Genomic DNA, 23,771 nt, shown 5'->3' on the forward strand with positions numbered 1-23,771 from the left:
ACGGTTATCGCAACGCAATGCTGCGCTGACCAATCGCCCCCGTACTAACCGTTGACCACCACAGGCAATGTTTCTTCGACATGGGACCGGTCCATCTCGACGCGCTTGCAAGCCGCCAGAACTTCCTGCAGTGAAGTGGCGTAACACTCCGCTCCCATCGCGGTTTGCAGATCCGCGCTCCATTTCTCCGTATCCTGCGGCGCCCACAGTCCGACCACAATCGACACGTTCGGCAGACGCGCACGAATGCGCCTGACCAGATAGCGCAAATGTGACGGAATACCGTCGATCTGCAGATAGAGAATGCAGACAATGCCGACATCGTCCGCATCGAGACTATCGATCGATGCTCGCGACGCGGCCTCGTGCGGCAGCGCCCGTGACGTGAACCCGTGCTTGGCGAGCAACTGCAACAGGATCGTCGTCGCCAACGGGTCGAGCGGGCCGCGTCCGGGAATGCACAGCACACGATTGCTGGCGGCTAGCGGCGGCTGGTTCGGCGTGCCGGTGTCTACATGCGCGGAAGAAGCGATACGCTTGCTTGCAGCTTCAGCTTGTGCAGCGTCCGAATCCGAAGGCGCGATCGGCCCCGCCGCGCTCCAGTTTTCTTCCGCGACCGGCATTGTCGCCGGCTCGCGATCCTCATAGCCGTCGAGGCCATCCACGAGATCGTTCGTGGTCGCCTCGATTCGCGCGAGCTGCGCGGCCGTCACGCTGCCGCGCACCACGTCGTTCGCCGCGAGTTGCAAGCCTTTGATCGCGACCTCGTCGTAGTACGCCGACAATGAACGTTCGCGCAACAAGGCCTCGGCCTGCTCGATCGCTTCGTCGGGATCACCCGCGAGCGCTCGCTGGTAGAAGTTTTCGATGGGCGTCAGCGCGGGCTGGTCGCCGAGCAACACGTCGAGAAACTCCAGCCTGCGCACATGCCGGCCGAGCACGAGCAGACACAGCGTCAACGGTGTCGACAAAATCAGCCCTATCGGCCCCCAGATCCAGCTCCAGAAAATCGCGGCGACCACCACCGAAAACGGCGAAAGCCCCGTGCTGCGTCCGTACAGCAGCGGTTCGACGACCTGCCCCACCAGCAATTCCACAGTGACGAACAGGGCCAGCGACCAGATCGCCATCGCCCAACCCGGACTGACGGCGGCGGCGAGCGCGGTGGCGAGCGTCGCTGAAATCCAGATGCCGACATAGGGCACGAGCCGCAGCAAGGCCGCGAGAATGCCCCACAGAATCGGACTCGGTACGCCGATCAGAAACAGCCCCGCGCCGATGACGACGCCGACTCCGGCATTCAGCCCGAGTTGCGAAACGAAATAACGGCTCAGCCGCCGCGCGGCTTCGTCCATTACCGTGGTGGTGCGGTGCAGATCGCGCGAGCCAAACAGGCGAATCGCACGGTCGCGCAGGTCATCGCGTTGCAGGAGGATCACCACCATCACGACGAACACGATAAACGCCGTTTCGAGCGGGCTGATGGCCGGCGACAGCACGCGCCGCGCGAGTTCGAACGGTGTCGGCACCGGTTCGCGCACCTCGACCGGGACGGCGGCGGGAACATTGGCAGTCGATTGCGCAGCGCCGGTGGAGGCGGCATTGCGCTGCGGCGCCGGTTGCGGCGGTTCGATCGTCGCCCGCTGCAGGGCCTGACCGGCCGCGCTGGCGAAACGGTTCAGTTTGCCGATGGTCAGATTGTGCGCGGTTTCCATCTTGTGCTCGACGGTCGCCTGATAGCGCGGCATGCCGGCTGCAAGATCGGTGAGTTGGGTGGCGATCACCGCGCCGAGCAAACCGATCAGCGACACCGAAATCACCACTGCGGCGAATACGGACGCCACATGGCCGAGCCGCAATCGCGTCAGCGCGTCTGCCAACGGGGCGACGAGGAAGCTGAGCAGGATCGCGAGCGTGATTGGAATCAGCACCGCGCTCGCAAAGTACAGGCACGCGACCACCGTCACGCCCACGGCAAGCGCAATCAGGCTGTCAAGGCCGAAGGCAGCGGGTGGCGCCTGAATGCGGGCGGCAGGCCTCACGCCACGCGGGTCGGGAATGTCCTTCATTGGCGAATGCTCTGTTCGGCTCCGTTACGTTCCCGTTCTCGTCAGGCGTGGCAGCTCATCCAGGTTGCGCACGCCGACGGCATCGCGGCAGCGGGCCGCGCGGGCGTCGACGATGCAATTCGTAGCTGCACTTCACTTTGCGGCCAACCGTCTGGCCACCTTTTCTTCAATGCCGCGCTCGCTCGATATCTGCCTGACAGCGCATCTAATTCGCAGGCTTCTCACCCACGGGACCACTTTCCGTCGGCGGCGCCTCTTTTTCTATTTCAGCGCGTGCCTGCTCCCAATACTCGTCAGGCGTGCCCTTCTGATCACCTGACTGTTCCCACAGGTAGTAAGCGCGCGTGCGAATCTGTTCCTCTTGAGAGGTTTGTTCCTGTTCCATTTGATCACCCTCAGTTAGAGCTGACGAAGGCCGGTATCGGCTGACTTGCGCGCCCGCCGCTGAAGGCAGCGGGCGCGCAGTCATCGGGAAACCAGCAAGCGCTATACCCGCCGGCGCCAGCCCGTTGGAGGCCTTCGTAACGGTTCGTCAATCCTGTGCAGGGGGTTCGGTCTCGTCGGTGGTGAGTTGCTCTTCCAGGCGATCGAATACACGCTGTGTGGCGCGGCTCGGCGCTTCGAGCGCAAGCAGCAGCAGCGAGCGGCCGGTCACCTGATACGCGTCGCCGGCGGCGAAATGAGGCAATTCCGCGCGCACCGGCATGTTGGTGTCGAGCAGGCAAGTCCACCGATCGCCCTCGGGAATGTCCGGCAGCGTGAAATTGACGACATCGTGATGCGCGTTCAGCACCAGTAGCAAAGTCGCGTCCGACGCCGGCCGGCGAATCCCGCTCGCCTGCGCGCGGCCGTCGATTACAAGGCCAAAACAGCGCATGGACGGATCGTCCCACTGCTCCTGCGAAAGATCGGTGCCGTCGGGCGAAAGCCAGCGCGCGTCCGTGACCTCCAGCGCCTCGTTGTATTCACCGGTGAGAAAGCGGCCGCGCCGCAAAACCGGCAGACGGTGCCGCAGCGTGGTCAGATTCTTGACGAACTCGGTCAGCGCACGGCCGTCGTCGTCGATCGCTTCCCAATCAACCCAGCTGATCTCGTTGTCCTGACAGTAGGCGTTATTGTTGCCCTTCTGCGTGCGGCCGAATTCATCGCCGGCAAGAATCATCGGCGTGCCTTGCGAGAGCAGCAGCGTGGCCAGCAGATTGCGTTTCTGGCGCTCGCGTTGTTGACGAATCTCCGGGTCGTCGGTCGGACCTTCCACGCCCATGTTCCAGGACTTGTTATCCGAGTGGCCGTCCTTATTGTCCTCGCCGTTGGCCTCATTGTGTTTGTCGTTGTATGAGACGAGATCGTTGAGCGTGAAGCCGTCGTGCGCGGCAATGAAGTTTACGCTCGCCCACGGGCGGCGGCCGCGATGGTTGAACTTGTCGCCGGAACCAGTGAGACGCGTAGCGAGATCGGGGACCTTCCCCTCGTCGCCTTTCCAGTATTCACGCACGGTGTCACGAAAGCGGTCGTTCCACTCGGCCCAGCCGGGCGGAAAGCCGCCGACCTGATAGCCGCCAGGGCCGCAGTCCCACGGCTCGGCAATCAGCCGTACGCTCGAGAGCACCGGGTCCTGCCGGCAACTGTCGAGGAAACCGCCGCCCTCGTCGAAGCCGTGCAGTTCACGGCCGAGAATCGTGGCGAGGTCGAAACGGAAACCGTCCACCTTCATTTCCGTCACCCAGTAGCGCAGGCTGTCGGTCACCATTTGCAGCACGCGCGGATGCGACAGGTTCAGCGTGTTGCCGGTGCCGGTGTCGTTGATGTAATAGCGCGGCTCATCAGGCATCAACCGATAGTACGACGCGTTGTCGATTCCCTTGAAAGAGATCGTCGGCCCACGCTCGTTGCCTTCGGCCGTGTGGTTGTACACCACGTCGAGAATGACTTCGAGATTGTTGTTGTGAAAGCGGTCCACCATTTCCTTGAACTCGCCCACCGAATCGATCGACGACGCGAAGAAACGCGGATCGGCCGCGAAGAAGCCGATGGTGTTGTAGCCCCAGTAGTTGGTCAGGCCCTTGTCGAGCAGATAACTGTCGTTGACAAAAGTCTGCACCGGCATCAATTCGACCGATGTCACGCCGAGACTCCGGATGTAGTCCAGCACGACCTGTTGCCCAAGTCCGGCGAACGTACCGCGCAGATTTTCGGGTACCTCGGGATGCCGTTTGGTAAATCCGCGCACATGGGCTTCGTAAAAAATCACGCGTTCCCACGGCAACGCATTGCGCTCGGGATGACTCCACGAGAAATTGGCGTCGACCACCTTGCACTTCGGCACGAAGGGCGCGCTGTCGCGCTCATCGAAAGAGAGATCGCCTTCTTCGGAATCCAGCGTATAGCCGAAGATTTCCGGCGCCCACTTCAACTCGCCAATGTGTGCTTTCGCATACGGATCAAGCAGAAGTTTGTTCGGATTGAAACGATGTCCCTTCTCGGGTTCATAAGGACCATGCACGCGATAGCCGTAGACGGCGCCCGGTTTGAGATTCGGCACGAAGACATGCCAGACCTCGTCGGTGTATTCCGGCAATTCGATGCGTTCGATTTCGTTTTCGCCGGTTTCATCGAACAGGCAAAGTTCAACCTTGGTGGCGTGCGCCGAGAACAGCGCAAAGTTGACGCCGCTTCCGTTCCATGTCGCGCCGAGCGGAAAAGGCGTGCCTTCCGCGATACGCGTCGAGTAGTTGGCTTGGGATGACATAGGGGTTCCTGTGGAAGCAAGAGGCGCTGACGCGCATGTTTTAAGCAGTGAACAGCAAGCCCGCTGAGATAGCAAATTACGGACCTGACACGATCGCAACGGCAACGAGCCTGTGCGGCACAAATTTTGCAGCTATCAGGGCAGGCTCGCACAATCGAAGCCGACATGGCGCTCACCGCAAAGCGCCAGACCATATCAGGGAGAAGTTCGTCATGAAGAAAACTCTACTCAAACCGCTCGCCGCCACAGCATTGCTGCTCGCCACATTCGCGTCATATGGCAACGCTTACGCTCAAGGCGCGCCGCAAGCGATCACGGAAAAGCGCACGGATGTGGTCCAGCTCGCCAGCGGCTATCGTGCCTCCAAGCTAAGCGGCGCCGATGTCTATAACAAGAACAAAGACACGATCGGCACATTGGACGACCTGATCGTGTCGCCGAGCGGAGATCGCGGCACATACGCAATCCTGTCGGTAGGCGGCTTTCTGGGCATGGGCAAACATCTCGTCGCCGTTCCGTTCAACGATTTGCAGATCAACAACCGTCGTGTAGTGCTGCCGGAAGCCACGAAAAAGTCGCTTGAAACGCTGCCTGAATTCAAGTACGCGCCGGATTGAGTCTTCAGGCATTTGCTGCAACGTCGAGGCTATTGACGAGTCGGCGCGCCCGGCGGGGGACGGTGAAAATGCCGCCCTCCACCGGGCCCACGCGAGGGCGCGAGCCGTCTGGCGAAGACTTCTGCGCCTCGCGCGCGTCAGCCTCCTAACAGCTTATCCAGCGTAATCGGCAGCGCCCTCACCCGCTTGCCGGTTGCGTGCCAGACTGCATTGCTCACCGCGGCGGCCACACCCACGACGCCGATTTCTCCCACGCCTTTCGCCCCCAACGGATTGACGATATCGTCGTGTTCCTCAACGAACAACACGTCAATGTCGTGGATGTCGGCATTGACCGGCACATGGTATTCGGAGAAGTTGTGATTCATTTGCCGCCCGAGTGTATGGTCGAACTGACCATGCTCGTGCAGCGCCATGCTGATGCCCCACACCACGCCACCGGCAATCTGGTTGGCCGCCGTCTTCGGATTCATGATTCGCCCCGCGGCAATCGCGCTGACCACGCGCGACACTCGCACCGTGCCGAGCGTTTCGTCCACGCGCACTTCGGCGAATACGGCGGAATGCGTGCCCATCGAATACGCCTGTTGCTTTTCATGCGGTTGCACGTTGGCCTGCTCGTCGAGTTCGTCGATGCCCGCGCGACTGAAGAGCGCGTCGATAGTGATCGCATCGTCTGCACCGGTGCCGCAAACGAGACGCTCACCCACGCGGCGGATGTCTTCGCGTGCAACGCTCGAGAAACGTGCGCCGCCATGTTGCCGCGCGAGTTCGACGAGGCGGTTGTGCAGGCGCTTGCAGGCGACATCCACCGCGCTGCCCACTGACGATACCGTCCACGAGCCGCCTTCAATCGGCGCCTTCGGCAAGCGTGTGTCACCGAGTTCGAATTTGACATCGTGAATCGAAACGCCGAGCGCATCCGCGGCGATCTGGCACATCACCGTGTAGGTGCCGGTGCCGATATCCGCGGTCGAACTCGACACTTTCACCTGGCCGTCGCGCGTCATCACCGCGCGCGCGGACGCCTCGTTCTGCATGGCGTCCCACACTCCAGTCGCCATGCCCCAGCCGATCAGTTCATGACCTTCGCGCCGGGCTCGCGGCGCAAGCGGCCGTTTGTCCCAGCCGAAGCGCGCCGCGCCTTCGCGAAAGCACTCGCGCAATGCTTTACTGGAAAAAGCCAAGTTCTTGTTGGCGTCACGCTCGGCGTAATTGAGCAAACGCAGATCGAGTGGATCCATCTGCAAGGCTTCGGCCAGTTCGTCCATGGCCATTTCCGGTGGGAAAAGCCCTTGTGCCGCGCCTGGCGCACGCGTGTCCGCTGGCGTCGGCACATCGATTCGCGCGACCTTGTAGCCCATCGTGACGTTGTCGCACTGATACAGTTGCCCCGCCCAATTGACGACGACGTCGCAGTAGTCTTCGTATTGCGAGGTCTCCGACACCGCTTCGTGAATCACCGACTGCAATCTGCCGTCGGCGCCCGCACCGAGTGCGACACGCTGGATGGATTGCGGGCGGTGGGCAAACGTGAACATCTGCTGCCGTGTCAACGTGAGCCGGACAGGCCGCTTCAGTTCGCGCGCGGCCATGACCGCGAGCGCAAGATGATAGTGCGGCCTGAGGCCCGAGCCGAACGCACCGCCGACGAACGGCGCGATCACCTGCACCTCGTCGTCTTTCAGACCAAACACATTGGTGAGATACGACTTGGTATTGCCGACGCCTTGAGTCTTTTCATACACGGTCAGGCGCCCTTGCGCGTCCGGCACCACGGTGCATCCATGCATTTCCATCGGATTGTGATATTCCGCGGGCGTGCTGTAGAAGGTATCCACGCGCGCGACGGCGCTCGCCAGCGCCGTGTCCGCGTCGCCGCGAGCAGGCGGCGGTGGTTCGAAGCCGCCTTTTTCAGTCGAAGGCGGCACAGCGCTCATCACTGCTTCGCTCAAGTCGGTTTGATGCGGCGTGGCTTCATAACGGACTTTCACGAGCGACGCCGCATAGCGCGCCAGTTCCAGCGACTCGGCAATGACCAGAGCGACAGGTTGTCCGCTGTACCAGACGCGATCGTCCCATAGCGGCCTGAACGGACTGCCGCCTGGCGCGACCATATCCTTGTACGCTTTGTCTTCGAGCGGCAATGCCGGGCGATTCTGATGAGTCAGCACCAACAGCACGCCCGGCAACGCCAACGCGGCGGATGAATCGATCGACACGATACGGCCTGTCGCAATGGTGCTCGACACGACGAAACCATAAGTGAGCCCTTCAGCCGTGAAATCAGCGGCATAGTGCGCCGCGCCGGTAACTTTCAGCTTCCCGTCCACGCGGTTGTGCGGCACGCCGGTCGCCCGTGTGGCCGGCAATGATTCGACGCGGTTCACGGTGCGGTCTCCTCAATCGAACGTTGCGTCGCCAATTCGAACGCGCGCGAGATGACGCGTGCCGCCAGTTCGATCTTGAACGTGTTATCCCGATAGCCGTGGGCGCCGCGTAATAGCATGGCGGCGAAATCGCGCACGGTGGCGGCATGGAGGTGCTTGCCGCGCAAGCCCCCTTCCGCAACGGTATCGCGCCACGGTTTGTGCGCCACGCCGCCGAGCGCGCAGTGCGCGTTCACGATCGTGTCGCCGTCGAGTTCCACACCCACTGCAGCCGACACCAACGCGAACGCATACGAGGCCCGGTCGCGCACTTTCACGTAAGCGTGATGGGTGGCGAAGCCCTGCTTCGGCAACTCGATCGCCGTGATCAATTCATCGTCGCGCAGATTCGAATCGATGTTCGGCGTGTCGCCGGGAAGGCGATGAAAGTCTGCAAATGGCAACGTACGCGTACCGTCCTTACCGGCGAGATGCACGCTGGCATCGAGCGCTGCAAGCGCCACACACATGTCCGACGGATGCACGGCGATGCACTGATCGCTTGCGCCGAGAATGGCATGAATACGGTTCACGCCTTCCAGCGCCGGGCAGCCCGTTCCCGGTTCGCGTTTGTTGCAGGGTGTGCCGGCGTCGTAGAAATAATGGCAGCGCGTGCGTTGCAGCAGATTGCCGCCGACTGTCGCCACATTGCGGATCTGCGCGGACGCACCGGCCAGAATGGCTTTGGCCAGCAGCGGATAGCGCGCGGCCACCGTGCGGTCGTACGCAACCGCGCTATTGGTTACCAATGCTCCAATCTTGAGGCCACCTGATTCCGTCGTCTCGATCTGCCTGAGCGGCAAACGGTTGATATCGACCAGCACCGCAGGATGCGTCACGTCTTCGCGCAGCAAGTCGACCAGGTTCGTGCCGCCCGCAATGAACGCCGCCGTCGCATTGGCGCGATGCTGATCGATTGCCTGAGGCACCTCGCTCGCGCGGGTATAAGAAAAGCGGTTCATGAGTGCGCTCCCTCGCCGGTGCGCTGCTTGTTCGGCAAGTCAGCGGCGTCGAGAATCGCCGCGACGATATTCGTGTAAGCGCCGCAGCGGCACAGGTTGCCGCTCATCAATTCGCGCACGTCGTCGGCACACTTCACGTGGCCCTCGTCGAGCATGGCAACGGCCGAGCAGATCTGCCCCGGCGTGCAGTAGCCGCATTGAAACGCATCGTGGTCGATGAACGCCTGCTGCATGACATGCAGCGTGTCGCCATCGGCGAGGCCTTCGATCGTCGTGATCGAAGCGCCGTCGCGCACGGCCGCGAGCGCAAGACAGGTATTGATCCGCTGGCCATCGACGATTGCCGTGCAGGCGCCGCATTGCCCATGATCGCAGCCTTTTTTTGTGCCGCTCAGATGACAGTGTTCGCGCAGCAGATCGAGCAGCGTGGTCCATGCTTCCACTTCGAAATGCCGGGTTTTGCCGTTGATTTCGAACGTGACGGGCACGCGCTCGACTTCGCCCGGCGCGAGATCGAGCGCCGAGTCCGCGATTGGGGTATCCATGGGTTTCTCCTTCTCCTGACGATAGGTCGCTAAGCGATACAGCGGGGTTGCGCAAGCGACGTGCCACCGCGGCACGTCGGTCCGCGCTCGCGCCGCGTCTGCGTCGTGCTGGCGAACGAAGCTATCGTCGAACAAAGGAAACGCAGTGCTGCCGGATCAATTCAATCGACCTAAATGATCGGCGATCCGCCGGTGACCGCGATAGTTGCGCCGGAGATATAGCTGGCTTCATCGGAGGCGAGCATCACGTAGGCCGCCGCAAGTTCGGCGGGCTGACCGGGCCGCTTCATCGGCACCTGTTCGCCGAACTTCTCGACCTTCTCCGGCGGCATGGTCGAAGGAATCAGCGGCGTCCAGATCGGTCCGGGCGCCACGCTGTTGGCACGGATGCCCTTCTCCGCCAGCAATTGCGCAAGGCCACCCGTGAAGTTCTGAATCGCGCCCTTGGTCGTCGCATACGCGATCAACCCCGGATTAGGATGATCCGCGTTGATCGACGTAGTATTGATGATCGCGGCACCGGGTTTCATATGTTTGACCGCGGCCCGCGTGATCCTGAACATCGCGCCGATGTTGGTATCGAAGGTCTTGTCCCACTCTTCGTCGCTGATCGCATCGAGCGACGGATAGCTCATCTGGTAGGCGGCGTTATTGACAAGAATGTCCAGCCGGCCAAAAGCCTCGATAGCCCGATCGACGATCGTATTGCAATGCGCGGGCTTCGTGATGTCACCTGGCAGCAAGACGGCTTTGCGGCCCGCCTCCTCGACCCAACGCGCAGTCTCGCGCGCGTCGTCGTCCTCGTTCAGATACGAAATGAGCACGTCGGCGCCTTCGCGCGCGAATGCGATGGCAACGGCGCGGCCGATCCCGCTGTCGCCGCCGGTGACTATCGCCGCTTTGCCCGCGAGACGTCCCGAGCCTCGATAGGACCGCTCGCCGTGGTCGGGTTGCGGTTGCATCGGCGCGGTGAGCCCTGGCGTGTGGGTCTGTTGCTGGTTGGGGAAAGGTGGTGCAGGACGTTGCGTGTCGCTCATGACGGATCTCCGGTTGCGATGAGATTGCGCGATGTGTGAATGCACACCGCATGGCAACGCAATCAGCAACCCGTGGACCCGTGTTCTATCGTGGGTTCTACAACTTCGTCATGCCGGAAGGAGAATTTGATCTGCATCCCCTGCTCCTGATTCAATCTTTCGGCAATAGCATGATCGATGGCATGGGATTTTTTTCAAAGCGCGCGCAGCCTTTACGGTCGTCCGGCCTCGTGCAGTGCAGCGGCTGATTCCAATACGCGCAACAAACGCTCGGGCGTTAGCGGCTTGGCGCAATGTGCGTCGAAACCCGCCGCTTTGGCGCGGGCCCGGTCGTCACGCGAGGCAAACGCCGTACATGCCACCAGCAGCATATGGGAAGTCGAAGCATGTGCGCGCAGGCGGCGAGCCAGCTCAAGTCCGTCGAGCCCCGGCATCTTGATGTCGAGCACCACCGCGAATGGCTGCCATTCGCGCGCCATCTCGCAGACCGCAAGCGGGTCCTCGAGCGCGCGGCACTCGAAGCCGTCGGCGGTGAGCAACATCTGCAATGCCTCAGCCGCTTCGCGGTAATCGTCCACCACGAGCACACGCCGGTGCGAGGCCATCGCGTACTGGATCGGCCTCCACACGACCACGTCGTCGTTTTCATCCATACGGTCGTCGAACGTCACCCTCTTCTCCCTGGCATTCTTCCATGCGCTACTCGCAGGCACTTCGGAACACGCGCGCAAGATTCGCTCCCGACGTACGGACAAAATCCATCGTGCGCCGGACGAAGGTTTCGGTGTGCGTTGCACGGCGCTCAACGGGCCGCCGCATACGCTTTACCTCACCACCATAGCTCACGCCATAAATCACCGCTCATGGATTTAATACCAGGAGACAGCGCGAATTTCGCGGTAGATGACGCCTGTGCGTCGATCAGACGCACAACGGCTGTGCGGGCCGCGCTTGGCGCGTGCACGAGGCGGCGGCTACTTGCACGCTTTAGGGATTTCTACTCAGCGGGTTTATCCCGAGGAATCGTCGATGAAGCCTTTAAGCATGGCGAGCGTATCGGCGTCGTCGATATGTTTGTCGGTGCGCCAGCGCAGCATGCGCGGAAACCGCACGGCCACGCCGGATTTGTGACGCGGGCTCGCCTGAATGCCCTCGAAGCCGATTTCGAATACCAGCGTGGGCGTCACGCTGCGCACAGGACCGAATTTCTCGATCGTGGTCTTTCGCACAATTGCATCCACCTGACGCATTTCTTCGTCAGTCAGTCCGGAATACGCCTTGGCGAACGGTACGAGCGTGCGTACACCGTCCGCTTCGTCCCATATCGCGAATGTGAAATCGGTGTAGAGACTGGCACGGCGGCCATGGCCACGCTGCGCGTAAACCAGGACGGCATCTACTGCATAAGGATCGATTTTCCATTTCCACCATGTGCCGAACGCCTTGGTCCGGCCCACTCCGTACATCGACTCGCGCTCCTTCACCATCAGACCTTCCACGCCACGCGCACGGCTCTCATCACGCAACGCCGCGAGTTCATGCCAATCAGGCGCGCGTACGAGTGGCGACACGCGCAGCAGATCGCGCGCGAGCGTGCCTTCCATGGCGGTTGAGAGCGCATCCAGCTGGACTCGCCGCGCGGCAAGCGGCGTCATGCGCAAATCCCTGCCGTGCGCTTCGAGCAGATCGTAAGCAAGAAGCGTGGCGGGCGAATCGGCGAGGATTTTTTTCGTCAGCGTTTTGCGGGCAATACGGGGTTGCAAGCGCGCGAATGGCAATGGCGCGCTTGCGCCCGGTTCCCACGCGAGGATCTCCCCATCGATCACGAAGCCGTCTGGCAAGGCCTCACCTAGCGCCGCGACTTCGGGGAACCGGTCCGTGATCAGATCTTCGCCGCGTGACCACAGCCAGACGCGTCCGCCGCGTTTGACGAGCTGCGCGCGAATGCCGTCCCATTTCCATTCGACCTGCCATTGCGAGGGATCGCCAAGCGTGGCCGGATCAGCCTGCAACGGATGGGCCAGGAAGAACGGATACGGCAGCCCGAGATCGCTGTCATGCTGGGGCTCACCGGCTTGCGCATCGTCACCCGTTGCTTCGGGTGCGATCAAACGCAGATAGCGCGCGGCGTCGGGCTTCTGTTGCGAGTCGGTCCAACCCACCATGCGTTGCGCAATCCGCTTATGATCGACGCCCGCCACTTCCGCAAGCGCCCTCACCACCAGTTGCCGCGCAACGCCGACGCGAAACCCGCCGCCAATCAGTTTCGTCAGCAGAAAGCGGCCACCCCAATCGAGTTCGTCCCAATAGCTGAGCAAACGCGTGCGCAACTCTTCCGGCGCCGCCCCACGCAACGTCAGAATGCGCTGCTCGATCCATTGCGAGACCCAGTTCGGAGGTGCGCTGCGCGGGCGGCAGAATATGCGCGATGGTCTCCGCCAGATCGCCCACGGCGTGATACGACTCCTCGAATAACCACGCCGGCAGACCGGCGCGCTCGCGGGCGATCTCGCTCAGAAGGCGCGTGGGCACCGATTGGCGCGGCTTACCGCCAGCGAGGAAATACGATGCCCACGCCGCGTCTTCCGGCTCGGCCACGGCAAAGTAACTGGTGAGCGCTTCGAGTTTGTCGTGCGTCGAGGTGGTCGCGTCGAGCGCGGTATAGAGGGCCGCGAAGCGTTTCATGCGCTACTCGCCGGGTTGACGGGATCAGCGAGCGTGGCGGCGTTACCGGCGGACTCGTCCTGCTCGCCCGTCTGATCGAGTGGAAGTTTTATGTTGCCCGTAGCGGCTGTTTCATCCGCACCCGCGGCGTCCGCTTCGACCGTATCGTCGCCGTATTGCGTTTCAAACGCGCCCGCTTCGAGGCCCTGTTCCCGCAACCAGCGCACCATCGGCTCGACCGACCCGTGGGTCACGATTACGCGTGCGGCGCCTGTCGCCTGAATGGCCGTTTGCAAGCTGGGCCAATCCGCGTGGTCCGACAGTACGAAACCGCGGTCGACACCACGCCTGCGGCGCGCTCCTCGCAACCGCATCCATCCCGAAGCGAACGCGTCGCTGTAGTCGCCGAAGCGCTTGAGCCACGCGCTGCCCTGCGCGGACGGCGGCGCAACGATCAACGCTTGCCGGAACACGGCCTTGTCCTTGACCGATATCTCACTGACTGGACGCACCGGCGGCAAGCTGACCCCGGCCTGCCGATACGCGCGATTGAGCGGCTCGACCGCGCCGTGACAGAAGATCGGACCAATGCCCGCGTCGACGCTCGCCAGCAGGCGCTGCGCCTTGCCGAACGAATAGCAGAACAGGACCGACGCGCGTCCTTCGGCAGCGTTGTGACGCCACCACGAATCGATGCCATCGAATACGGTTTGCGGCGCGTCCCATCGATAGATCGGCAGGCCGAAGGTCGACTCGGTAATGAAGGTATCGCACCGCACCGGTTCAAAAGCATCGCAGGTCGGGTCGGGATCGAGCTTGTAGTCGCCCGATGCGACCCAAACGCGCCCTCGGTGTTCGATCCGCACTTGCGCCGAGCCCAGCACGTGTCCGGCCGGATGCAGCGAGACGGTTGTGCCGTTGAGATCGAGACGCTCGCCATAAGCCAGGGTTTGCAGCGAAATGCCGGGCAAACGCGACATCAGCACGTTCGCTCCGGCTCGCGACGCAAGATAGTGGCGATGCCCGAAGCGCGCGTGATCGGAATGCGCATGCGTGATCACGGCGCGTTCGACAGGGCGCCACGGGTCGATATAAAAATCGCCGGGTGGACAGTACAGTCCCTCGGGCCGCGCAACCACCAGGTCCGCGCTGTCCGCGTGGTCAGAGGCTAGGTTCAAGTGGGGTCCTGAAGCAGGTTGATGCAACGTCGCCACAGCCGCCAAGCAAACTGCATTCCCGGGGCACTTTGCCGGGCCGGCGCATCCGAACGACAGCGTTGTTCAGTATGGCCGCATACTTGCTTGAATGACAAGGCAAGCGCGTCGACAAAGTCTGCATGCCCGCAGAGCTCGCAACGCGCGCTGAGAGGTCCCATGCAAACCATCATCGACGATCACGCGTTGTATGTGGCAAAACATCCCGGTACTTTCCTGCTGCAAACCTTGAAGGCGTTTCGTGCAAACCAGGGTTTGCTGCTCGCCGGCGCAGTCGCGTATTACGCGTTGCTGTCGATCGTGCCACTGATGATCCTGATCGTGATCGCCCTGTCGCGCGTCGTGCCGCAACATGTTTTACTGGCGGCGCTCGCGCATCTGTTGCAATGGCTGGTGCCGGGTCAATCGAATGCGCTCGTGCGCGAACTGGCCAATTTTCTCGCGCATCGCGCGGTGATCGGCTGGGTGCTGCTGCTCACCATGATCTTCTTCAGCTCGCTCGCCTTCACCGTTCTGGAGAACGCCATGTCGCTGATTTTCGTTCACCGCGTGGTGGTGCGGCGACGGCACTTCCTGCTCTCGGCCATGCTGCCGTATTGCTACATCCTGTTTCTCGGCGTGGGCTTGCTGATCGTCACCTTCGTGTCGAGCGGTCTCGAGGCGATCGGCGCCGAAGGCATCGATTTGTTCGGGCTGCACGTTTCATTGCAAGGACTCTCTCGCGTCGTGCTGTATCTGCTCGGCCTCGCGGGCGAGATTTTCGTGCTGACTTCGATCTATATGGTGATGCCGGTTGGACGCCCTTCGCTCAAACATGCGCTGTTCGGCGGCATAGTGGCCGCCGCGCTGTGGGAGATCACCCGGCATGTGCTGGTCTGGTATTTCGCCACGCTCTCGCAAGTCAGCGTGGTGTATGGATCGCTGACCATGGCGATCGTGATCCTGTTCAGCCTGGAGTGGCTCGCAACACTACTGCTATTCGGCGCACAGGTGATTTCGCAATACGAACGATTCGGAACCGAGTCACCTGAGGCGCCGCAGCCGAAGATCGAGACCGGTTGACGGACACGCGAATGGAAAGCCTGCGGCGTGCGTCTGCCCGCCACTTTCCGCCGTGCCAATGCCAATGCCAATGCCAATGCCAATGCCAATGCCAATGCCAATGCCAATGCCAATGCCGATTGCATCATACGGGATTGACCGCTCGCGGATCACATGCGCGCCGGAACCAAACGATGGTCGCTGCGTCAGACGCAAGACCTCTCACTCCGAGTCCCACATGCCGCCCACGCCTGACAACACCGATACACGGCTTCGCGGCAACACTCGGGCAACACTCGGGCAAGACTCGGGTAACATTCTGCTGAATACCGGCTGAGGCGCGCCTGGCGTGATCGCCGCTTTCATCCGGCAGGCTTCGGGAACAGACCATGAGCATCACCCAGCGCAACAACATACAGATTTCCGGCCGCGGCACACGGACCATGGTGATGGCGCACGGCTTCGGGTGCGATCAGAGCATGTGGCGCTATCTCGCGCCGTCGTTTCATGACGAATACCGGATCGTGCTGTTCGACCACGTCGGCAGTGGCTCGTCCGACCTCGCCGCGTACGACATCGACAAATACGACTCACTGCACGGATACGCGAGCGACCTGATCGAGATCATCCGCGAAGTCGCCGAGGCTCCGGTGGTGTTCGTCGGCCACTCCGTGAGCGCGATGATCGGCCTCATCGCGAGCCTCCAGGCGCCGCAACTCTTCCGCGCGCATATCATGGTCAGCCCGTCGCCCTGCTATGTGAACGACGGCGACTACGTGGGCGGCTTCTCTCGCGAAGATATCGAGGACCTGCTGCGCACGCTGGAGAGCAACTACCTCGGCTGGTCGAGTACCGTGGCGCCGGCCATCATGGGCGCGCCGGAGCAGCCGGAACTCGGCGTCGAACTGACCAACAGCTTCTGCCGCGCGGATCCCGAGATCGCGCGGCAATTCGCGCGCGTGACCTTTCTCTCCGACCATCGCGACATCCTGCCGCGCGCCGTCACGCCCACGCTGATTCTGCAATGTAGCGACGACATTATCGCGCCGCGCGAGGTCGGCGAGTACATGCACCGCATGCTGCCCGGCAGTTCGCTGCAGCTGATCGAAAACATCGGCCATTGTCCGCACCTGAGTTCGCCTCAGGCGAGCGCGGCTGCCATGCGCGCCTTTCTCGGGCCGATGAGCCTGTAACGCGATGCAAAGCACGGACTACCCGCTGCCCTCCGCCGATGCGTTGTTCGAGCACGCCGCCTGCGGCCTGCTCGTCACCGACCACAATGGCCGCATCCTGCGCGTCAACGCGACCTTCTGCGGCTGGCTCGGCTACGAGGCCCACGAGCTTGCCGACGCGCGACAGATTCAGGATCTGTTGAGCACGGGCGGCAAGGTGTTCTATCAGACGCATTGGGCGCCGCTCCTGCAAATGCAGGGTTCGGTGGCCGAGGTCAAGCTGAACATGATGCATCGCGACGGCCACATGCTGCCCATGCTGCTCAACGCGGTGCGCCGCCGTCATGGCGAGCTGACCTACCTCGAAGTGGCCGTGCTGATCGTCGCCGATCGCCATAAGTACGAGCAGGAGTTGCTGCTCGCACGGCGCAACGCCGAGGCCTCCGTGGCCGCGCATCAGCTCGCGCAAAAAGAGTTGCAGGAAAGCCGCGACGTGCTGAGTCTCGCCATGCGCGGCGCGCGCATGGGCGCGTGGTCGCACGAGCCGAAGTCCGGCAGGTTCTGGTGGAGCCGAGAACTGGAAGCGCTCGCGGGCTACGCCGAAGGACGTTTTGCCAATACGCCCGGCGGCTTTTTCGAACTGATTCATCCAGGCGATCTGCTCGCGCTGAACGAGGCGGTGGACCATGCGGTGAAAGCCGGCGACGATTACGTCGCCGAATTCCGCTTCCTGCATGCGAGCGGCGACTGGTGCTGGATGGAAGGGCGCGGGCGCGCCGCCTACGATCGGCACGGCGAGCCGCTGATGATCTACGGCCTCGGCATCGACATTACCGAACGCAAGGAAGCGCAGACCGTGCTGCTGCGCCAGGCCGCGATCTTCGAGCACCTGAGCGACGCGATCGTGATCACCGATCTGCGCGGCAATATCACCGACTTCAACGTGGGCGGCGAGCGCATGCTCGGTTATCGCATGCGTGAGATTCTCGGCAAGCCGGTCGCGCTCTTCCTGCCGCCGGAAGATGCCTTGAACATTCGCCGGGAAACGCTGGCGGCGTTGGCCGCCGAAGGCACGTGGCGCGGCGAGTTGCCCTTCGTGAGGCGCGACGGTTCACGCGGCGTCTGCGAAACCGTGGTCAAGCCGCTCGCGAACGCGCGTGGCGACATCTACGGCGCGGTCAGCATCAATCGCGACATTACCGAGCGCCGGCGCGCGGAACATCAGCTCACGCGGCTGAATCTCGAACTCTCCAAAGCCGATCGCCGCAAGGATGAATTCCTCGCCACGCTCGCGCATGAACTGCGCAATCCGCTTGCGCCCATGCGCAACGTCCTCGAGATTTTGCGTTTGAAGGAGTTCGCCGATCCGCAACTGAACTGGTCGCGCGACGTGTTCGACCGGCAACTGCAACACATGACGCATCTGGTCGACGACCTGCTGGAAGTCTCGCGCATCACCCAAGGCAAGCTCGAGTTGCGCAAGCAACGGCTCGAACTGGCGCGCGCGATGCAATCGGCCATGGAAGCGGCGCGGCCGACCGTGCAGGCCTCATCCCATCATTTGAGCGTGACGCTGCCCCGCGAGCCGCTTTATCTGATCGCCGATCCCACGCGCCTCTCGCAGATGATCCTGAATCTGCTGAACAACGCGGCCAAGTACACGCCGCCTGGCGGCAGCATCTCGCTCGCGGCGGAGCGTGAAGGCGACGAAGCGGTGATCGTCGTGCGCGATTCCGGTATCGGCATCCCAAGCGAGCATCTGGACAGCGTGTTCGAAATGTTCTCGCAACTCGCTCCGGCTTTGGACCGCTCGCAAGGCGGGCTCGGCATTGGTCTCGCACTGGTGCGCGGCCTCGCGGAACTGCACGGCGGCACGGTCGCGGCCTTCAGCGACGGCCCCGGCACCGGCAGCGAGTTCGTGATCCGGCTGCCGCTGACGAAAGCCGCCTCGCTGCCGGCCGACAGCGCGCCGCCCGAGGCGCCGCATGCGGCCGGCCTGCGCGTGCTGGTCGTCGACGACAACGCGGACGCCGCCGAAAGCCTCGCGATGGTGCTCGAACTCGAAGGCCACGAAGTGCGCACCGCCGGCGACGGCATTGCCGGTCTCGAACTGATCGACGCCTTTGCCCCGCAGGCGGTGATTCTGGATATCGGCTTGCCGCGGCTGAACGGCTATGAAGTGGCGCGGCGGATTCGCCGCGATCATGAGGACGCCGGCATCCTGCTGATCGCCGTCACGGGTTGGGGCCAGCAGCAAGACAAGCAAACCGCCGTGGAGGCGGGCTTCGACCATCACTTCACCAAACCGGTCGATCCACGGGAATTGCAACGGGTACTGAGCCGGCAGCGGGTATGAGCGGTACGCGCGGCTTGTTAAACTGACGCGATTTCCGCCACCCGCCCCTTTATGCTCGCGCACCTCGCTACGCCATTCGCCGCTGTACGCTTTTGCAGCCACTCGCTGCACACCGGCACGCTTGCCCATGTTTGACGAAGCTCAGGTCACGCGCACGTTGGCCGCGCACGGCATCGTGCCCGATGCGAGCCAGCGTCAAGCGATCGCAGCGCTCGCCTCCCTGCTCGGCGCTAACGGCCGGGCCGCGAGATCATCTGGCGCCGCACCGAACCATCAAGGCGTGTACTGCTACGGATTGCCGGGGCGCGGCAAGAGTCTGGTGGTCGATACCGTGTTTGAACTGGCGAACGGCCGAAAGCGGCGTCTGCATTTCCACGAATTTCTGCGTGAGATGAACCGGCGGCTTGTGAACGAGCCACGCGGCGACGACCGGCTCGGCTCGGTCTCGCGACAATGGCTCGATGGTAGCGAGCTGCTGTGTTTCGACGAATTCCACGTGCACGATATCGCCGACGCGTTTCTGATGGGCCGCTTTCTCGACACCGCAATCGGCCTCGGCACCCGCATCGTACTCACCTCGAACTACGCGCCGGACGCCCTGCTCGCCGACCCGGAGTTTCACGAGCGTTTTCTGCCGACCATCGAGCAGATCAAACGCTGCTTCACCGTGATTCATTTCGACGGCGCGCGCGACTATCGTTTCGGCGGAGAAGAAGCGGACGTTCCGCGTTTCTTTGCGCCGCTCGATTCCGCCACCCACGAAGCGCTGCGCCGGATTTTCGTGCACTACGAAGGCAGCGCGGCGCCGAGTCCGGTCACGTTGAGCGCGGCTGGCAGGCCGCTCGCCGCGCGCGCAGCGGGCGCGGCTTTGCTATGGGCAGACTTCGAGAATCTGTGCGTGGCGAGCCGTTCGCATCTCGACTACCTGGAGCTTGCCGAGCAATGGCACGGTCTGATTCTCGACAATCTGCGCACCGAATCGCTGACTCACACCCACACGCTGCAACGGCTGGTCTGGCTGGTCGATATCTTCTACGACCGCAAGCGCGCCCTGTTCATCGCATCCGATGAGCCGATGGTGGCGGCGCTCAGCGGCCTGGAAGGGGCACATGATCTGTCACGCACGTTGAGCCGTCTTGCCGAAATGCAATCGCGCGCTTATCGCAGCACGCTCGAGAACGCCGGCGAGGTGTCGGCGGACATGCCCGAAGACGCAGTAGACGATTCCGTGTAATGCGCCCGTCAGGTGGTTTGAACCGCGCGTAACCAAGCACGGGTTTCTGCAAATATTGCAACGCAATAGCAATTCCTGCGCATTGCCGCCCTCGCTCTATCCGGGCGAATACACCGCTGATTCATAGGACGAAACGGCGACTGGGCGCCCTTGCGCCACCATACGGGAATAGGTCCTGCTAGCGCCGTTGCGGGCCCATTCTTCAGCGGATAGTGATCCGCCCTCCTCGCCGTTATGATCAGAACCGCTTCTGTCGCCGCGGCATTATGCGCGGCCTGCCTCACTTCAGCCTGCGTACACATTGGACCGTCGCGCCTGAAAGCCGACCAGGTCGACTATGCGCGCGCCCTCGGCGACGCAAAGAAACGCGAGATTCTCGCCGCCGTGGTCGGACTGCGATACGGCGACGCGCCCGCGTTCCTGACTGTCAGCAGCATCATCGCGGCCTATACGTTCGACGCGACCGGCGGCGCCACCGCCAACGTCGGCTCGGGCAGCCAGCCGAACTACGCGCTTGCTACGGGCAGCGTGTCTTACTCGAATCATCCGACCTTCACGTTCACGCCGACCACCGGCGAAGCATTTGCCTCCGCGTATATCCGGCCGCTCGCGCCGTCGCTGGTATTGCCGCTCGCCGAAGGCGGCATTCCGATCGATCTGCTGTTGCGCATCACCGCGCAGTCGGTGGGCGGCTTGCAGAACGGCAATGCGCTCGGCGGCGAGAACAGCGCGGGCGCGCCGGGTTTCTTCGAATTGCTGCAAGCGCTGCGGCGCCTGCAACTGGCGGGCGAGTTGAACGTCGAGTCACGCCAGGCGGACGGCAAGAACGGCGCGATGGGCGTATATCTGGTCATGGGCGCGACCACCAGCGGCGAGTCGCCGGCCACGGCGGCCGATCTGGCGCGCGTGCGCAAGCTGCTGCATCTGTCGTCGAACACGCGCACGTATGAAATCGTCTACGGCCCCTCGTCGGCCTCGCAGAAGGGCGACAAGATTCCGATGGTGACGCGCTCCGTGCTCGGCATCCTGACCGATCTCGGCGCCCAGGTGCAGGTGCCCGTCGAACGCATCAGCGACGGCTCGACCAAACCGACCGTGGGGCTGATCGGCGGCGAGACGCGGCCGACCATCATCGTGCATTCGGGTAAGACTCCGCCTGACAACGCGTATGTGATGATCGCGTATGGCCCGTCCACGTATTGGGTCGATCGCAACGACTTCGATTCGAAATACGCCTTCACGGTGGTGCAGAATCTGATGGCGCTGGCGGAAGCCGATACGAGCAGCAAAGCGCCAGTGGTGACGATTCCGGCGAATTGATTTCGCGCCTGGTGTGCGGGTTGGTGTCGCGATTCATGTCGCGATTCATGTCGCGATTGGTGTCGCACTTGATGCCGCGGCGATGTCAGCGCGCGAAGCCAGGCTGCAAATGAAAAACCGGCGGGTGTGAGCTGACTCACTCCGCCGGTGTTTATCGCGCACGCCGCACGCGCGCTACTCCTGGCTGCGCTTGGACTTCACCCGCTCGATCTGCTGCTTCGCCGCTTCATACACATGCTCCGGCGTGAAGCCGAACTTCTTCTTCAGCTCGGCAAGCGGCGCGGAAGCGCCGAACGTATGCATCACCACCTGCGCGCCGAGGCGCCCCACATAGCGATCCCAGCCCAGCGAGGCCGCCTGTTCGACCGCCACGCGCGCGTCCACGTCCGGTGGCAACACCGAATCCTGATACGCCTCGTCCTGCCGCTCGAAGATATCCCACGACGGCATCGACACGACACGCGCCGCGATGCCCTCGCTCTTGAGCTTCTCGTACACGTCGACGCAAACCGAGAGTTCGCTGCCGGTCGCCATCAGGATCACGTGCGGCTTCTGTCCGCCGGCGGCATCGGCCAGCACGTAGGCGCCCCTCTGCGTGCCGCTCGCAGCCGCATAGCGGCTGCGGTCCAGCGTGGGCAGCGGCTGACGCGACACGACGATGCACGAAGGCCGCCGCGGATCCGCAAGTGCTGCACGCCACGCCTCGGCCACTTCGTTGGCGTCGCCCGGACGCAGCACGGTCAGCCCCGGCACGCCGCGCAGCGACGCTAGCTGCTCGATCGGCTGATGCGTCGGACCATCTTCGCCCACGCCGATCGAATCGTGCGTGAACACGTAGATAGCCGGCACTTCCATGATCGCCGAGAGGCGGATTGGCGGCTTCATATAGTCGCTGAAAATCAGGAAGGTCGAGCCGAACGGCCGCAGATTCGACAGCGCGAGGCCGTTCACCGCCGCGCCCATCGCGTGTTCGCGAATGCCGAAATGCAGGTTGCAGCCGCCGTAATTGTCGTGTTCGAAGCTGCCCGCGCCCTCGAACTTCAGATTGGTTTTGGTGGAAGGCGCGAGGTCGGCCGCGCCGCCGATCATCCATGGAACGCGCGCGGCAATCGCGTTGAGCACCTTGCCCGACGAATCGCGTGAAGCGACACCCTTCGGGTCCGCATCGAAGGTGGGAATGTCGCTGTCCCAACCTGCCGGCAATTCGTGCGCTTCGATCTGGGCGAATTCACGCGCCAGTTCCGGGTGCTTCTTGTTGTAAGCGTCGTACTTCGCCTGCCAGTCCTCGCGCGCCGCCTTGCCACGCGCGCCGAAGCCCGCAGCGAAGCGTTCGTGCACACCGTCCGGCACGTAGAAAAATTTATCCTCGGGCCAGCCGTACGCCTTTTTGGCGAGCGCCACTTCCTCGACGCCGAGCGGTTCGCCGTGCGCCGCCGAAGTGTCCTGCTTATGCGGCGCGCCCCAGCCGATAATGCTGTGCACCACGATCAGGGTCGGCCTGTCGGTGATGCTTTTCGCTTCGACGAACGCTGCTTCGAGCGCGGCGGCGTCGTTCGCGTCGTTCACATGCAGCGTGTGCCAGTTGTAGCCGCGAAAGCGGCTCTCCACGTCGTCGCTATAGGCGAGGTCCGTATGGCCCTCGATCGTGACGCGGTTGCTGTCATAGATCCAGATCAGATTGGACAGCTTGAGATGTCCCGCGAGCGAAGCCGCCTCGTGCGAGATGCCTTCCATCATGTCGCCGTCGCCACACAGCGCGTAGACCCGATAGTCGAACAGCGGCGCATCCGGTTGGTTGAAGTGGCTCTCGTACCAGCGTGCCGCCATCGCCATGCCGACACTGTTGCCGAGCCCTTGCCCGAGCGGGCCGGTGGTGGTCTCGACGCCGGTCGTCATCCGGTATTCGGGGTGGCCCGGTGTCTTGCTGCCCAATTGACGGAAATGCTCGATATCGTCGAGCGACACAGCGGGTCCGTTAGTGGGCTTGCCGCCGTCATCCACGGCCTTGACGTTCGCCAGGTGCAACAGTGAATACAACAGCATCGATGCATGCCCGACCGAGAGCACGAAGCGATCGCGATTCGGCCACAGCGGCTCGTCCGGGTCGTAACGCAGATGGTTTTGCCACAGGTGATAGGCAACGGGTGCCAATGCCATCGGCGTGCCGGGGTGACCGGAATTGGCCTTTTGCACAGCGTCCATCGACAGCGTGCGAATCGTGTTGATACACAGCTGATCGAGGGCGGGATCGTTTTGCATGGGACACTCCTTGTTCGGCGTGAAAGAGACGACCGGGACGCACTGCCTGCGTCGGCGAACCCGGCGAACCGTGTTGATGTGGCAGAACGCATGAGGAACCGCT

At 62.8% G+C, this 23,771-nt stretch carries 16 protein-coding genes and 1 pseudogene; 6 read left to right on the forward strand and 11 right to left on the reverse strand.

Features of this window, described 5'->3' with window-relative positions; all coding sequences use genetic code 11:
- Nucleotides 1–44: 44 nt before the first annotated feature.
- The 3 genes from P0D70_RS07425 to glgX all read right to left on the reverse strand — a co-directional run bounded on the left by P0D70_RS07425 (nucleotide 45) and on the right by glgX (nucleotide 4,818).
- Nucleotides 45–2,069 (reverse strand): AI-2E family transporter, encoded by a 2,025-nt coding sequence (locus P0D70_RS07425; RefSeq protein WP_408183939.1) that lies wholly within the window; start codon nucleotides 2,067–2,069, stop codon nucleotides 45–47.
- A 205-nt stretch (nucleotides 2,070–2,274) separates the two neighbouring features.
- Nucleotides 2,275–2,454, reverse strand: coding sequence for a DUF2934 domain-containing protein (locus tag P0D70_RS07430; protein ID WP_091808289.1), 180 nt, complete (start codon nucleotides 2,452–2,454; stop codon nucleotides 2,275–2,277).
- Between the two features lie 147 nt (nucleotides 2,455–2,601).
- Nucleotides 2,602–4,818 (reverse strand): glycogen debranching protein GlgX, encoded by a 2,217-nt coding sequence (glgX, locus tag P0D70_RS07435; protein WP_408183940.1) that lies wholly within the window; start codon nucleotides 4,816–4,818, stop codon nucleotides 2,602–2,604.
- A gap of 212 nt (nucleotides 4,819–5,030) precedes the next feature.
- On the opposite strand from glgX, the gene P0D70_RS07440 reads away from it, so the two are divergent.
- A complete protein-coding gene (locus P0D70_RS07440; protein ID WP_091809299.1) occupies nucleotides 5,031–5,435 on the forward strand; it encodes a PRC-barrel domain-containing protein in 405 nt (134 codons plus the stop codon).
- A gap of 137 nt (nucleotides 5,436–5,572) precedes the next feature.
- On the opposite strand, the gene P0D70_RS07445 is transcribed toward P0D70_RS07440, so the two are convergent.
- The 7 genes and pseudogenes from P0D70_RS07445 to P0D70_RS07475 all read right to left on the reverse strand — a co-directional run bounded on the left by P0D70_RS07445 (nucleotide 5,573) and on the right by P0D70_RS07475 (nucleotide 14,250).
- Entirely contained in the window at nucleotides 5,573–7,825 is a 2,253-nt protein-coding gene (locus P0D70_RS07445) for a xanthine dehydrogenase family protein molybdopterin-binding subunit (RefSeq protein ID WP_408183941.1), read from the reverse strand.
- A complete protein-coding gene (locus P0D70_RS07450) occupies nucleotides 7,822–8,826 on the reverse strand; it encodes an FAD binding domain-containing protein (RefSeq protein ID WP_408183942.1) in 1,005 nt (334 codons plus the stop codon). The genes P0D70_RS07445 and P0D70_RS07450 overlap by 4 nt, the downstream gene beginning before the upstream one ends.
- A complete protein-coding gene (locus P0D70_RS07455) occupies nucleotides 8,823–9,371 on the reverse strand; it encodes a (2Fe-2S)-binding protein (RefSeq protein ID WP_408183943.1) in 549 nt (182 codons plus the stop codon). Before P0D70_RS07455 ends, P0D70_RS07450 begins: the two co-directional genes overlap by 4 nt.
- A 170-nt stretch (nucleotides 9,372–9,541) precedes the next feature.
- A complete protein-coding gene (locus P0D70_RS07460; RefSeq protein ID WP_408183944.1) occupies nucleotides 9,542–10,408 on the reverse strand; it encodes an SDR family oxidoreductase in 867 nt (288 codons plus the stop codon).
- A 212-nt stretch (nucleotides 10,409–10,620) separates the two neighbouring features.
- Nucleotides 10,621–11,079: a response regulator gene (locus P0D70_RS07465; protein ID WP_091808275.1), complete on the reverse strand. Its 459-nt coding sequence runs from the start codon at nucleotides 11,077–11,079 to the stop codon at nucleotides 10,621–10,623.
- A gap of 339 nt (nucleotides 11,080–11,418) precedes the next feature.
- A pseudogene (locus P0D70_RS07470) lies at nucleotides 11,419–13,093 on the reverse strand (ATP-dependent DNA ligase).
- Nucleotides 13,090–14,250, reverse strand: coding sequence for a ligase-associated DNA damage response exonuclease (locus P0D70_RS07475; protein WP_408183945.1), 1,161 nt, complete (start codon nucleotides 14,248–14,250; stop codon nucleotides 13,090–13,092). Before P0D70_RS07475 ends, P0D70_RS07470 begins: the two are co-directional and overlap by 4 nt.
- A 195-nt stretch (nucleotides 14,251–14,445) precedes the next feature.
- Here P0D70_RS07475 and P0D70_RS07480 point away from each other — a divergent pair, with 195 nt between their 5' ends.
- The 5 genes from P0D70_RS07480 to P0D70_RS07500 all read left to right on the forward strand — a co-directional run bounded on the left by P0D70_RS07480 (nucleotide 14,446) and on the right by P0D70_RS07500 (nucleotide 21,409).
- Nucleotides 14,446–15,348, forward strand: coding sequence for a YihY/virulence factor BrkB family protein (locus tag P0D70_RS07480; protein ID WP_408183946.1), 903 nt, complete (start codon nucleotides 14,446–14,448; stop codon nucleotides 15,346–15,348).
- 368 nt (nucleotides 15,349–15,716) lie between these two features.
- Nucleotides 15,717–16,520, forward strand: coding sequence for an alpha/beta fold hydrolase (locus P0D70_RS07485; protein ID WP_091808265.1), 804 nt, complete (start codon nucleotides 15,717–15,719; stop codon nucleotides 16,518–16,520).
- Nucleotides 16,521–16,524: 4 nt separating this feature from the next.
- On the forward strand, nucleotides 16,525–18,855 hold the full coding sequence (locus P0D70_RS07490; protein ID WP_408183947.1) for a PAS domain S-box protein: 2,331 nt from the start codon (nucleotides 16,525–16,527) through the stop codon (nucleotides 18,853–18,855).
- A 127-nt stretch (nucleotides 18,856–18,982) separates the two neighbouring features.
- Complete coding sequence (gene zapE / locus P0D70_RS07495) at nucleotides 18,983–20,089, forward strand: cell division protein ZapE (protein ID WP_408183948.1); 1,107 nt, start codon at nucleotides 18,983–18,985, stop codon at nucleotides 20,087–20,089.
- A 234-nt stretch (nucleotides 20,090–20,323) separates the two neighbouring features.
- Nucleotides 20,324–21,409 carry a hypothetical protein gene (locus P0D70_RS07500; RefSeq protein ID WP_091808258.1) on the forward strand — a complete coding sequence of 362 codons (1,086 nt, stop codon included), beginning with the start codon at nucleotides 20,324–20,326 and terminating at the stop codon, nucleotides 21,407–21,409.
- Nucleotides 21,410–21,583: 174 nt separating this feature from the next.
- On the opposite strand, the gene tkt is transcribed toward P0D70_RS07500, so the two are convergent.
- Nucleotides 21,584–23,668 carry a transketolase gene (gene tkt, locus P0D70_RS07505; protein ID WP_408183949.1) on the reverse strand — a complete coding sequence of 695 codons (2,085 nt, stop codon included), beginning with the start codon at nucleotides 23,666–23,668 and terminating at the stop codon, nucleotides 21,584–21,586.
- Between the last annotated feature and the right edge of the window lie 103 nt (nucleotides 23,669–23,771).

Source organism: Paraburkholderia sp. RL17-381-BIF-C (genome assembly GCF_046026435.1).
Taxonomy (GTDB): domain Bacteria; phylum Pseudomonadota; class Gammaproteobacteria; order Burkholderiales; family Burkholderiaceae; genus Paraburkholderia.

Coding starts and splice junctions, on each gene's coding strand:
- P0D70_RS07425 (WP_408183939.1), bottom strand. CDS start 2,069: ATGAAGGACATTCCCGACCCGCGTGGCGTGAGGCCTGCCGCCCGCATT.
- P0D70_RS07430 (WP_091808289.1), bottom strand. CDS start 2,454: ATGGAACAGGAACAAACCTCTCAAGAGGAACAGATTCGCACGCGCGCT.
- glgX (WP_408183940.1), bottom strand. CDS start 4,818: ATGTCATCCCAAGCCAACTACTCGACGCGTATCGCGGAAGGCACGCCT.
- P0D70_RS07440 (WP_091809299.1), top strand. CDS start 5,031: ATGAAGAAAACTCTACTCAAACCGCTCGCCGCCACAGCATTGCTGCTC.
- P0D70_RS07450 (WP_408183942.1), bottom strand. CDS start 8,826: ATGAACCGCTTTTCTTATACCCGCGCGAGCGAGGTGCCTCAGGCAATC.
- P0D70_RS07455 (WP_408183943.1), bottom strand. CDS start 9,371: ATGGATACCCCAATCGCGGACTCGGCGCTCGATCTCGCGCCGGGCGAA.
- P0D70_RS07460 (WP_408183944.1), bottom strand. CDS start 10,408: ATGAGCGACACGCAACGTCCTGCACCACCTTTCCCCAACCAGCAACAG.
- P0D70_RS07480 (WP_408183946.1), top strand. CDS start 14,446: ATGCAAACCATCATCGACGATCACGCGTTGTATGTGGCAAAACATCCC.
- P0D70_RS07485 (WP_091808265.1), top strand. CDS start 15,717: ATGAGCATCACCCAGCGCAACAACATACAGATTTCCGGCCGCGGCACA.
- P0D70_RS07490 (WP_408183947.1), top strand. CDS start 16,525: ATGCAAAGCACGGACTACCCGCTGCCCTCCGCCGATGCGTTGTTCGAG.
- zapE (WP_408183948.1), top strand. CDS start 18,983: ATGTTTGACGAAGCTCAGGTCACGCGCACGTTGGCCGCGCACGGCATC.
- P0D70_RS07500 (WP_091808258.1), top strand. CDS start 20,324: ATGATCAGAACCGCTTCTGTCGCCGCGGCATTATGCGCGGCCTGCCTC.
- tkt (WP_408183949.1), bottom strand. CDS start 23,668: ATGCAAAACGATCCCGCCCTCGATCAGCTGTGTATCAACACGATTCGC.